5 protein-coding genes are annotated in these 13,235 nt (G+C 44.8%); all 5 read right to left on the bottom strand.

Going from position 1 to position 13,235, the window contains the following annotated elements:
* Positions 1-311 precede the first annotated feature (311 nt).
* The 5 genes from CES81_RS02830 to htpX all read right to left on the bottom strand — a co-directional run bounded on the left by CES81_RS02830 (position 312) and on the right by htpX (position 13,234).
* A complete protein-coding gene (locus CES81_RS02830; RefSeq protein WP_089120593.1) occupies positions 312-8,393 on the bottom strand; it encodes an MBG domain-containing protein in 8,082 nt (2,693 codons plus the stop codon).
* 275 nt (positions 8,394-8,668) lie between these two features.
* Positions 8,669-9,517: a methyltransferase domain-containing protein gene (locus CES81_RS02825; protein WP_089120592.1), complete on the bottom strand. Its 849-nt coding sequence runs from the start codon at positions 9,515-9,517 to the stop codon at positions 8,669-8,671.
* A 12-nt stretch (positions 9,518-9,529) separates the two neighbouring features.
* A complete protein-coding gene (locus CES81_RS02820) occupies positions 9,530-10,714 on the bottom strand; it encodes an MFS transporter (RefSeq protein WP_089120591.1) in 1,185 nt (394 codons plus the stop codon).
* Positions 10,715-10,862: 148 nt separating this feature from the next.
* Positions 10,863-11,786, bottom strand: coding sequence for an L-lactate dehydrogenase (locus CES81_RS02815; RefSeq protein ID WP_089120590.1), 924 nt, complete (start codon positions 11,784-11,786; stop codon positions 10,863-10,865).
* A 545-nt stretch (positions 11,787-12,331) separates the two neighbouring features.
* Positions 12,332-13,234, bottom strand: coding sequence for a zinc metalloprotease HtpX (gene htpX, locus CES81_RS02810; protein WP_089120589.1), 903 nt, complete (start codon positions 13,232-13,234; stop codon positions 12,332-12,334).
* Position 13,235: the final 1 nt, after the last annotated feature.

Here is a 13,235-nt window from a genome sequence, read left to right as displayed (position 1 = left end):
ACTTTCAACATTTTTGACATCAAATATTGAAATGAGAAATCAGCTCTATTAGTGAAAACTAATTACGAATTTTAATAAATAATTCCACATAATTCGCCTATAGTATAACAATTTCCGGTAACTGAATACAACACAAATTTCATATGGTTCACATTTTTTACATTGCTTTTTCTCATTATCTTAGTTTTCTATAATACATATTTTAAAAATTTTTGCTCTATCATTACCAGCTTTTTCACAAAAAAATAGTGCCGATGAATTTTCTCATCGACACTATTTTCATGGAATCAATAGACTGTCCATTAGTCTAATTACTTCTCATCTTCGCGTTTCTTCTTAGTAATACCTAACAGACTCAGCATACTCATGAGGCCAAGACCAATCATTGCCCAAGCGCTGGCACTTTGCTGTTCATTGGTTTGCGGTAAAGCTGCTGCCTTACTCTTGGCGATATTTGAACTTGCAGTATTGGCGTTTGCACCATTAGCACTTGCTTGAGCAGCTTCAGCGTTACTGCTTTGCTGTACAAGCCCAGTTGACGTACCGCTATTGGCTTCATAACCAGTTGCCTGAGCAGTGCCGTTACCCTTATCAGTAACGACCTTACTGTTATCAGCCTTCCCGCCAGTCACGGTATTATTGTCCGTTTTACCAATTGCCACCGTGTTGTTAGGGACATCACCAATAATCGTTGTCTCAGGATTATCAGTAGGTACGTTGGTATCTTCGCCGGTTGAACTGCCGCCAGGAACATCCGTTGTGCCACCGTTGTCTGAAGAATCATTAGGGACTACCCCAATGCTGATCGGTTGAGCAGGATTTTGATCGTTAGAAATCTCAACGACCCCATCTGCACCATCGACTAACGTATAACCGTTTGGCACGTTGCCAGTAATCACAAACTTGTTCCCAGGATTACCGACCAGCGTAGCCGTACCAACTACATCACCATTTGGTGTAACGAAGTTGACCGTGTACTGGTTAGCGTACGGTGCATCGGGAACTTGGTCCTTGGTCCAAACCTGGACACCATCGGCATCTTGACCAGCTGGTGTTGTGACGTTAAAGGTAATCGGTTTACCCGGCTCATTAGTATCAGTAATCGTGATGTTGCCATCTTTTCCTGGTGTTGGCACGTAACCCTTCGGAATACTTGGCGTAATGTCAACGTGATTACCAGAATTACCAACGAATGATATATGACCGATAACATCACCGTTTGGCGTAACAAAGTTGACCGTGTACTGGTTAGCATATGGCGCATCAGGAACTTGATCCTTGGTCCAAACCTGGACACCATCTGCATCCTCGCCGGCAGGTGTTGTGACGTTAAAGATAATCGGGGTCTTAGGATCCTGTTTATCCGGAACAGTCACAACGCCATCGTTACCTGGCGTTAGCACATAGCCCTTCGGAATATTTGTCGAAACGTTAACCTTATTGCCAGGATTGCCCACGAATGGCATGTGACCGATAACATCGCCATTTGGCGTAACGAAGTTGATCGTGTACTGGTTTGCGGATGGCGCATCAGGAACTTGGTCTTTAAAGTGTCCTTGAGCCCCCGTTGCAGGAATACCGTAAGCGTTGTAGTAGTAAGTTTCCTTGCTGTTTAAAAAACTGAAATCGTTATTGGCAATAGCCGCCAGTAATTTATTCACAGCAGAAGAATCTTCCATATCCGGCGTTACTGTAAAGGAACTAACAGGAATCGGAGAAACTTGCATAAATTCAGACTGATAGGTAATTTCATCAGTGACTACGATTGGATTCAATGTCATTCCTGGATAGCTATCCTTGTCCGGGGTAAGGGTAACCGCGCCAGTAACCTTATCCGTCACTATTGTCCAATTGATAGTCTGCGTTACCGTTTGCGGTAATTTACTTTCATCAACAATTTCTCTGTCATTAGCCTTGAAATCGATCACCCGACTGCTAGTAACATGCGCAGTTGTTGTTTGATGAACCAGGTGAATAATCACATCCGTACTGTTAGTATCCAACTTGATGCTGCCAGACCCTGCTTGATTAGGAGCCAATTGATAATTGGCTGGCACAATCGCCGTCCAGTTAATGGTATTGCCGACCGGACCACTAATTGTCTGACCGGTTCCTACCGCAGCCCCGTTATTGTCATCATCAACGTATTTAACGTTCCGTTGCATTGATTGAGCCGGATCACCAACACCAATCGCATTGTAATAGTAAGTTTCATCCGCATTTAAGAAGGTTGTATCTTTACCTAAATCAGGATTTCCTAACGTGTTTAACTCGTCCTTGGTAGCCGTAAACTTAACTGGGTTCCATGCTGTCACGTACGTAAATTCAGGGACGTAAGTAATCTCAGGATTATCGCTTGGAATTGAGTGAAGCGGCACTGCTTGGTAATTACTGTTGCCATCAGGTGTGAAGGTAACATCACCCGTTACTTCATCGGTACTGATCGTCCAGTTAACTTTTTGAACAATTGTACTTGGTAATTTCGATTCATCAACGTCTGTATTACCCTTAAAGGTAATCGTACGGGTTGCAGTAATGGTTTCCGTACTGATGTGATGCGTTAAATGAATCACTACATCCTGATTATTAGATGCAGCAAAGGTATATGACCCTGAAGCCGCTTGACCATTAGCTAAGTCATAGCCAGCTGGTTTATTATTGGTATTCCAAGTAGCACTGCCATCCGTAACACCGGTAAGAGTCGTTGCTGTGCCAACAGTAGTACCGTTGTTATTATCGTCTACATATTTAACTTTCACACTTTGCGTGTTCGCTGTGTAAACTACGGGAACGTCACCGTTCTTTGGCGGAATGGTAAGTTGCGTATTTGTTGGTGTGTAACCTGGAATTTCTGGCACCGTAACGTTTGTACCAGGATAGTTATGAACCGTTGTTGGTGTGGTATTTGGAATTGGATTGCCATCCGCATCTTTTGGAACCAAGTTAACCGTCACTTTAACGTCATTGATCTTGGTTAATTGAACGGTAAAGGTTTGTGATTGACTCGTGAAGGTTGCTGGGAGACCAGTTAGTTCATTTCTTAAGCCAGTCTTTGGTGTGTATTTACCCATATTCATGAGATTTTGTTCTTCGGCAATAGCTGGGCCGCGATCAACGTTGCCGTCAGTCTTGCCTTTGAGTACCGCCGTGCCGATCACCTTACCAGTCTTATCATCCGTAAAGTTAACAATGATGATTTGGTCATTAGCTGTGTAGGTCACGTAACCCTTGTCACCTTTTTTAGCACTTGGCCCATCTACGGTAATCGTACCATCTGGATTGACTGTTGCTGGTACGGTCGTCTTATCCGGCGTATAGCCTGGAATAGTTGGAACGGTTATCGTCAGATGATCACCGGTCTTGCCAGTCACATTGGTGACGGTTTGTGGACCCTTATTACTTGGAATATCAACATTAGTCGTAACGGTGTTCGGGGTGTAAGTAACGTTGGTTCCTGGTGTCCGATCATCTGGAATGGTAACCGTATCAGTTTTTGGCGTATAGCCTAGAATATCTGGAACATTCACTTTAGTACCAGGATAATCATGGGCGGTCGTCGCCGTGCTGTTTGGTACTGGGTCGCCATTTGGCAATACCGGTGTGATTGTAAATGACGCTTTAACGTTATTAATCTTTGTCAAAACAACTTCGTAAGTTGGGGTAGCTTTATCATCACGGTCATAAGTCTTAGTAGCACTATCCAAACCGTTATTGTTCCCCTTCTTCAAGGTGTAACCCTGGTTCAGCAAAGCTTGCTGAGCAGTGAAAGCTGGTTTGTAGTCTACATCGCCATCGGAAACACCGGTTAAAGTTGTTGTCCCTAAATCAGCACCCTTATCATCCACAAAATGAACGTTGATCTTTTGAGGGTCCGGTGTGTAGGTCACTTTAACAGTATCGTCACGAGTTTCTGGAATCGTTAGGGTTGGTGTTGAAGTCGTATAACCCGGAACGTTCGGAGCTGTGACGGTAGTGCCAGGCAAACCGGTAACCTTCGTCGGTGTAGTGTTTGAAATTGGCTTACCCTTGTCATTACTTGGAACCAAGTTGACCGTCACATTCACCTGATTGATCTTTGACAGAACCACAACGTAGTTTGGCGTACTCTTATCATCGTGGTCGAAATTCTTAGGTGCATTTGCTAAGCCGTTATTGTTCCCATCCTTCAAGGTATAGCCTTGGTTGAGGACGCCTTGCTGTTTCTGGTACGCCGAAGTGTAATCAACGGTACCGTCAGAAACACCGGTCAATTCGACCGTGCCTAATAAATTCTTATCTTGATCCACGAAGGTAACGTTGATACTTTGTGGGCCTGGGGTGTAAGTGACTTTACCGCTGGTTAGTGGATTATCTACTGTAATTGTGCCATCTGGATTAACGGTAGCTGGCACAGTAGTCTTATCCTTCGAATAACCTGGTAAATCAGGAACAGTCACTTGAACGTGGTTATCAACCGTACCTGATACACCCGTAACGGTTTGATTGCCTTTATTACTTGGTACTTGAACATTAGCCGTCACAGTATTTGGCGTGTAGGTGACAGTTACACTCATATTCTTTAAATCATTGGCATTCGCAGCTCCTGCAAAGAATGCTGGAACTTCGGTTGCCGTTTGGCCATTAACTGTAGCTGTATAGCCTATAATTGGCTGAATAGCGACTGCCGGAACATTTTTTTTAGCGGTTGACACCGTCTCGCCTGTCACCTTGTCAGTTAGCGTGTTCCACGTAATCTGCTGAGTGACAGTCGCTGGCGTTTGTGGTACAGATTCGGCACTCGGATTATCAATAACATAATTGATTACCCGGTTAGTTGTCTTAGTGCCACTGACAATCTTGTGCTTTAAATGAATGGTAAGATTATCCGTATCATCAGTGGTTAGCGTAACGTTGGTTGGATTCTTAGCAGTATCATCTGCTAGTACGTAATTCGCTGGAATAGTGACGGTGTAAGAAATCACATCACCACCAAAGCCATTCAACGTGGTGCCCGTATTTGGAACTACGCTACCACCCTTATCATCATCAACATAAGTAACCGTAGCAGATGCCTTTTGGTTATAGACGACATCGATACTGGTCATGCCTTGTAAAGTTTTCAAATTCCGAGTAAATTCCTTGGTGATTTGCGGAGTGGTTCCATCAAAACTAATTATTGGACTGTAATTATAAGACTTAATTAATTTCGCAACTGCTTCCCCTGGAGTTGCGGCACCGGATTGCTCTGCCGTATAAGCAACATCCTGGTCAGGCCGGCCATCATAAAATGTGCCATGACCAAGGGCTTGATTATTGGTTTTGTCAGCACTAATAGTGATAGTTTTGATATGTGAAATGTTAGTTGCATCATCAGCAAAATTAAAGGTAATGTGGTTTAGTTGTGAAACTGGAATACCAGGAACAGTGACATCATCACCATTAGTTGTCGTATCCGAGCCAATTTGAATTGTTGGTACGGTTTTTAAAGTATTGCCAGCAGTATCTGTAACCGTAACTTTAACGGGAGCTACGGCAATGGTGAGCGTGCCTGTTCCGGCGATTTGATTATCGAACAAGTAATCGGGGTTTGCCGCAGCTAACCTAGTTAACCCTTCCTTCGACAACTTAATGTTATAAGTTCCAGCTGCAGTATCAATTGATGAAGTATCAAGATCACCACTGACACTTACAGTAATATCATAAGTGTTACCGGTAGTCTTTATCCAGCCAGTTGGAGCTTTTAAGCCACTTGGTAAAGTAACTCTATAGCTAGCTGGTGCTAGATTACCCCAGGCGATGGTTTGATTGCTGACTTTAGCTTGATTAGCCGTTGCGGTTGTATCAACAACTTGCTTATATTTGGCTGTGTAAGTTATTCCGGGTGCAACAGTCGCATCGGCTGCCAATTTTGCAGTAGTAGCTTTAAATGTCTGACTTGCTGGAATACTTGACTGATCCAGAACATATTGCGTGCCATCAGCTGCAGTGAATTTAGCTGGTACAACTAATAACGGATCATACGTGTCACCAACCTTACCCTGAGTGGTAACAGCTGTCGCAATTGTTTGGCCAGCCTCGTTGGTTAAGTTATAAGTGTCCTCAATATCAACATGCTTGATTGTATATTGACCAATCCACATTGGGTTTTGATAGCCAGGTGCTTCAAGTGTGTTGGCGTTTGTTAGTCCTAATCCATTAGCAACATCTGGAATATTAGGATAAGAACCATCACTGGTTAAGACATACTTGCCCTGAGTAAATTGATTATCGTCGGTTGCATATAGTATGGCGGCATCATTTTCATCAGCCCAGTCACCCCACTTACCCGCGGTAACATCCGTCACATCCGGATCTACCACAACGCTAAGTGGATAAGCAGTATCGTTTTTCACACTTGTATCTACGGTACCCCATGTCAGTGCAAATGCCTGACGACCCTTATAATTATTTAACTGTTTAACTGTAAAGTTTGAGAATGGTACACCATTACTAGTCATAGCCGCACTCACTTGATCGATAATATCTTGTGTCGGATCAGTCGACTTGGTATAGGTGGTCACCGTTTTGCCATTAACCGTAGAGGTAACCTTTTTAGCAACAGCCAGACCAGCTGGAATGATCACAATATCAGTGAAGTTATTAAACGTTGCAGGTGTGCCCCTAAAAAAGGTCAGATCCAGATCGACTCCAGAACCATCATTCAAAACTTTTCCGCTCAGATTAGCAGCACCACCAGCACCAAAGGTTGATAAACCACGTTTTGCCGCATTGGCCGTATCCGCTGTCACAAGGACTTCACCTGCTTGTACATTAGTTCTTAAGATTTTCAGATTTGGTGTCGATTGATTTAGATCATTTAAAGTGTCTAAAGAGCTGTCTGTTAAACTGATTGAATGTGGTCCTACTGTACCCGTATCAACTTGACTAAAATCAAAATTGTATAATGGCACATTGTAAACAATGCTATCTGAACCTTCATTGTTATAATTTATAGTCCAGTCATCTGGTACCTTTTCTTGCTTAGAAACAGATACGGTCAGCGTTGAAGGTAAAGTGGGATTTGTAGTCGAAATTCTAGCGACACCAACAATTAACTTTGTGTTATCTGCAATTCTAAAATTGCCAGCTGAAATCTTGTCAGCTGTAATATCATAATTTGGATTAGCTGCGTTTATTTTTTGTAGTCCTGCTGCTGTAAGAGCGACTTTGTATGTGCCGACTTTTTGACTACCAATGTTAGCAGTCAAATCACCGGAAGCTACAGTGACGTTGTAGGTACCATCGCTGTTAGCAGTCCAGCCAGTAGGGGCAACTAAGCCACTAGCGAGTTTGACTTTATAACTAGTGGGATCCGTGGCCGCATCATTATCATAGAGTTTTGAAGTATCTATGATGGTTACCGCACCGGCAGCAACTGGTGCCTTACTGATTGTTAATTTACCAGCAGTGACATCCGCGGTCGTCACAACCAAATTCTTATCTTGATTAGCTTTGACCGCATTTAGTCGAATTAAACCATCGGCACTCAACGAAATATTATAAGTACCTGCGTTTTGATTAACCTGACTTAAATCCAGGTCACCACTATTAATTACGATCTGATACTCGTCTGGATTGCCTGTCACAAACCAACCGGTAGGAGCAGTTAAATTACTGGATAATTTAACGTTAACGGTTGCCGGTGTATTAGTTTTATTGTCATACGTCTTAGTGGTATTTTCCACCATTGCACTAACAGCTTGTACCGGATCAGCTGTTGTCGCAGGATCTTCTTCAATCCCAGATAATGCGGTAATCTGCTGTGGTGTTCCTGTTTTAGCATAGGTTGCAGCTGCGGCAGTTTTAGCCTGTTTAATCGTACTTTGATCAGTCACATCGCCTAAATTAGTCGTTTGGACTTGTTTCGAGCTGGCCTGATTATCACTATTTGCAACTGTTTGTGTGTCATTCACATTTGCTTTAGTTTGCGCGGTATTATCCGCTGGTGCTTGTACTTCAGTTGTGCTTGCTGCACTTGATTTTGCTTGTGCGCTATTATCTGCAGATGTTTGTGTACTTGCCGAAACAGCGCTTTCATTATGACTTTTTTCAGGTGTAGTTGCAGTCGATCCTGTAGCTGCCTGCGTGTTACTGCTATTAGAACTAGCTGTCTGTGCGTTATCCCCGATTACAGCTTCTTTTGCTTGTGAACTATTTTGTTGCGCGGCTACCTGATTTGTCGCTGGTTCAGTCGTCGCTGCCACATCGGCAGAAGCGTCTGGATGACCAAATGCCAGGCCAGCACCCATCGAAACCGTGAATAGACCGGCAAAGAGCCATATTTTCCCAACCTTATACATCTTATAATGTTCTTTTACTTGAGCACTATCTTGGAGTACTCGTGCGTGTTTTTTTTGCATATCTTGCTTTAACATTCTAATAATCCCCCTCCAAAGGCATTCAAATAACCCCGCAACACCCACCCTTTACGGATGCTGCAATGAAAAGTTCAGCACATTAGTTAATCTTCGTCATAGCATAATGTCTAACTTTCCCAAGTTTGCCCTTAGTATAGCAACTAATTGTCCAAAATACCATTAACAAACAACGTTTCTCAGAAAGTTTTTACAATTAGCGTTACAAGTTTTAAAAAGAGTGTAAAAAAAGCGTCAAAGATTAACGTTTATTAATCTTTGACGCCTGTCGATGCCTATTGATTAGTAACGACACCTATTTCAAAATCAGCGGTAATATGCGTTAATCCCCGCTCTAAAATGGCGGCTTTACGATCAGCTGCCCGCCACGTTAACGGCGTCATTTCAAAGAGCGCTTTAAACAGCACCGGCGTGAGGTCAAACTGATAATGAACCGGCGTGAAATCAACTTGGCCATAGTGGGCAATAAAGTGGTCTTTAACCGGTGAATTATCATAGGTAGCGTGCTCGCCTGCCGGGTAAATAAGTGCCCGCAGTTCCTTTAAATACTGACTATTAGGAATCACCTTGATCAGCTTGCCGCCGGGCTGCAGTACCCGGTCAAATTCCTGATAATTAGCCGGCGATAGGATATTGACAATGGTCGTCAGCTGCTGATCACCAAACGGTAACTGCGCCAAATCCCCGACCATAAATAAGGGCTGCGGCGCACTGACCGTACCTGAACCGGCAATGTTGATCGCCGGCTTGGAGATGTCCAAGCCAACGTAAGCATCATTTTGATTCTGCTGAGCCAGCCACTTCGTAGTGGTCCCCTCGCCGCAGCCGGCATCCAGTACTAAGCCGCCGTGTTTGATCCGGTCCGACACCGCTTGGAGCATCGGTTCGAAAAATCCCGCGGTAAGCATCTGCTGACGGTAGCGCAGCATCTCATCCGTATACTCCGTTTTAACGGGCGCGTTGATCATAAACAACGTGCCCTTTTTAGAAATATCAAAACTATGTTCATTTTCACACTGTACCGTTTGATCGGCCACTGCTGCAATCCCGCCGCCGCAAACCGGGCATTGAAACTGCTGCAGATGCTGGCTCACAAACTGACTCGCTAATTCCGCTTTCTTCACATTGAGCCTCCATTACGCAAGATGATGTGGTTTAATTTTAACAGCAAACGCTAGTAAATACGAGACGGCTAGGAACTCAGCTACTACGACGTACGGATAGTGGGTATTCATATCCAGTAAGGCGCCGGACATCAACGGACCGATCACGTTACCAACACTCGTTAAAGACATGTTCAGACCGTTGATCAAGCCTTGATTCTTTGCGCTTAACTTCGTCAGCAATGTGGTAATGGCCGGCCGCAGCAGGTCGAAAGCCGTGAAGACGATCAGCGTTGCAATGACCACTTCAATCTTGCTATGAGCAAAGATAATCCACACGGTGCCAATCAGGGCAAAGAAAAAGCAGATCCTGATCAGCCGGGTTTCCCTAAAGCGGACTACCAGCCGGTCGAAGAGCATCACTTGGAAGAATAGTGAAATCAACCCGTTTAAAGTCAGTACCAGCGCAATATTTGCAATGCTGAAATGGAAGACTTCGTTTACAAACAAACTGTAAATACTTTCGAAGCCCTGCAGACCAAATGACGACACTAAAATGAGAATAAACAGTAGGACAACTGGTTTGATCAGTAAATCATGCCAGTCACCGTTCATGATGTTATTAGCCTTCTGGCCGGTAATTTGAGCCGGCTTTTCAATATCAGAATCCTTTGGCAGTAAAATCAGTAGGGCAATCGTACTGATTGCGCCTAATGCGCCAGCGAACCAAAACGGGGTCTTGTAGCTGATACCAGCCAGGATGCCGCCGATGCCGGGCCCCAGTATCAAGCCGCCGCTAAAGGCAGCTGACAGCCAGCCGATGACTTTAGCGCGTTGCCGTTTAGTCGTGATGTCAGCAGCCAGTGCCATCCCAGTGGGTGACACCATGGCAGCTGAAATACCCCCGATTACCCGCGCAAAATCAAACATCCCCAATAGATTAGTTACCGCAAATAGAATTTCTGAAACCGCGTAGAGGGCTAATCCGATCGCAATGATCGGCTTACGCCCCACCCGATCAGAAATCTTCCCGATAATTGGTGAAGCGATAAACTGCGCGAAAGAAAACAGTGCCGTCATGACGCCCATGTCAAAGGCGGATAAGTGAAGCTGGTTCCGCAAAAAAGGCATGACTGGAATAACCAGGCCAATCCCCAGACAGACCAAAAATTCACTTAAAATTAAAATTAAAATAGCGCGTTTTACTTTCCCTGACATCTTTACCCCTCCACGTCGTTTTAAGTCATAAGTGATTTAGTATATCAGTTTTCCTGCTATATCTCTACTGATATTATTTAATTGTTCTCAGCCAATTCAAAAAGCGGTTGGCCCAGTACTGGGTCAGCCGCTTTTGCTTCATTAAATCCTATTTCGTACTTTCCGCGAACTTCGTCTTGATATAATCAGCCGAAACCTGCAGTTTTTTAAGCTCTTCTTCCGTTAATTCCAGCTGCAGCTGTTCTTGGACACCGTCACGACCAACGATTGCTGGATACGACAGATAAGTCCCGTATTCTTCACGGTAGTTAGAAACCGGCATTTCGGTCTCAGCACCGCTTAAAATCGTGTTAGCTAAGTGAACCGCTGCCGTAGCAACCCCGTAGTTCGTATACTTTTTGCCACGGAACACCACGTGACCGCCAACTTTTGCATCATGGTCTAATTTATCCAGATCAAGGTTTCTTTCCTTGGCAATTTCAGTAATCGGCTTTCCGAGGACTCTGACCGTTGACCATGCTGTAAATTGGGAGTTCCCGTGCTCACCCAAATTATAGCCAACGACTGACCGCGAATCGATGTTGAGTTCGGCGGCCACGGCCCGTTTCATTCGCGCCGAGTCCAGTAAAGTTCCCGTACCAACAACGTGGTTCTTAGGTAATCCCGTTACTTGCTGATAGATTGATGTGATCACATCCACTGGATTAGTGATCACCACCATTTTACCGTGAAAGCCGGAAGCCTTGATCTGAGCACCCACTTTCTTAGCGGCTTCCCTAGTAAACGGCAGTTCAGCAAAGCGGTTGTCATTTGGGTTATCCTGCAACTTGATGTTGCCGACTGCGGAAATGATCACGTCCACGTCCTCTAAAGCTGAATAGTCGTTCACTGTAATATTAGTATGTACTGGTAAATTCGGCATTGCGTCTTCAAAATCCAACGCATCGGCTTTTACCTTGTCTTCCCGAGTATCGATTAAAACTAAGTCATCCGCGAAACCGTTGGCCACAATATAGTGGGCTGCAGTTGCGCCAACGTTTCCCATTCCAATTACACCAATTTTTCTTGTCATGTTAAACACCTCTAATTTTAATTGTTTATTAATTGGATTGTTATTATCTTACCATTTTATTAGGAAGCTGGCGAATGGAAATTGGGAAGTTGTTTCAACTTTGGGGAACAGGTCAGAGACCCTTTATCTTTTTACATAGCCTTAACGTGCGAAAAAGCTCTGATTCCTGCCATGTAAGCGAATAAGATAGGGCCTCCCCCCACAAACCAGGGGAAGCCCTATAGCTTTTACATAGCTGAAACGCGCAAAAGGGCTCAGGTTCCTGCCATGTAAGCAAATACGGAAGGGTCTCCCCAAAGTTCAGGGGAAGCTCCTATAGCTTTTACATAGCCTTAACGTGCGAAAAGGCTCTGATTCCTGCCATATAAGCGAATAAAATAGGACTTCCCCCAAAATCAGGGGAAGCCTCTATAGCTTTTACCTAGCTGAAACGCGCAAAGGGGCTCAGGTTCCGGCCATATAAGCGAATAAGGCAGAGTCCCCAAGCCCAGGGAACTCTGCCTTATTCGCTTATATTCTGGAACCTACCCGAGCCCTTTTGCGCTCTACATCTTTTCCAACCTCTCCACCCTCTCTTCCAAAGGCGGATGAGTATCAAACAGATGGGTCAACGATTTTTTCTTTTTCATCGGATCCGAAATATACAGCGCTGCGCTACTTGGATCCGCCTCTTTCATCGGTTCCGAGGTTGAGATCTTTTGCAGTGCGGAAATTAACCCCTGCGGATTCCGCGTCAGCTCCACGCTGCCGGCATCCGCCAAGTATTCCCGGTTTCTTGATAACGCCATCTGTGCCATCGTAGCCGCTATCGGCCCTAAAATCACCAGGACGATCGACAACACCAGCATCACGATCTGCAGAACACCGCCGTTATCATTATCGTTGCTACTTCGCCGACTACCGCCGCCCCACCAGAAAAAATTTCCGGCTAAGTTAACCATTCCGGTAATCGCTGCAGCTAACGCCAGCGCAATCGTCTGCAGCCGGATGTCGTAATTGCGCACGTGGGTCATTTCGTGTCCCATGACGCCTTCCAGTTCCTCACGGTTCAGTCGTTCTAAAATGCCAGACGTAGCAGCCACCGCCGCGTGCTGCGGGTTATTTCCCGTTGCAAACGCGTTGGGACTGGGATCATCAATAATGAACACCCGCGGCATCGGTACCCGAGCCACCAGCGCCATATCTTCGACAATGTGCCACAGCTCCGGGGCCTGCTCTTCTTTAGTAATTTCGTGGCCGTGGTTCATCGACATCACAATGTTGGTTGAATTACCGATCATGATCGCCCCATAGACACCCGCAAATACCAGTGCCAAGATTAAACCACCAACGTAACTGTCGAAGAAGACGTACCCGATTGCTGCCCCAATGGCCAGCACTAAAATGACGAAACCAATCAAAACGTAAATCGTGCGCCGTTTATTCCGTGCAATTTGGTCGTATAACATC

The sequence above is a fragment of the Secundilactobacillus pentosiphilus genome (assembly GCF_002217985.1).
In the GTDB taxonomy this organism is placed as follows: domain Bacteria; phylum Bacillota; class Bacilli; order Lactobacillales; family Lactobacillaceae; genus Secundilactobacillus; species Secundilactobacillus pentosiphilus.
This window is presented reverse-complemented; position numbering and strand designations above follow the sequence as displayed.

Coding starts and splice junctions, on each gene's coding strand:
- CES81_RS02830 (WP_089120593.1), bottom strand. CDS start 8,393: ATGTTAAAGCAAGATATGCAAAAAAAACACGCACGAGTACTCCAAGAT.
- CES81_RS02820 (WP_089120591.1), bottom strand. CDS start 10,714: ATGTCAGGGAAAGTAAAACGCGCTATTTTAATTTTAATTTTAAGTGAA.
- CES81_RS02815 (WP_089120590.1), bottom strand. CDS start 11,786: ATGACAAGAAAAATTGGTGTAATTGGAATGGGAAACGTTGGCGCAACT.
- htpX (WP_089120589.1), bottom strand. CDS start 13,234: ATGTTATACGACCAAATTGCACGGAATAAACGGCGCACGATTTACGTT.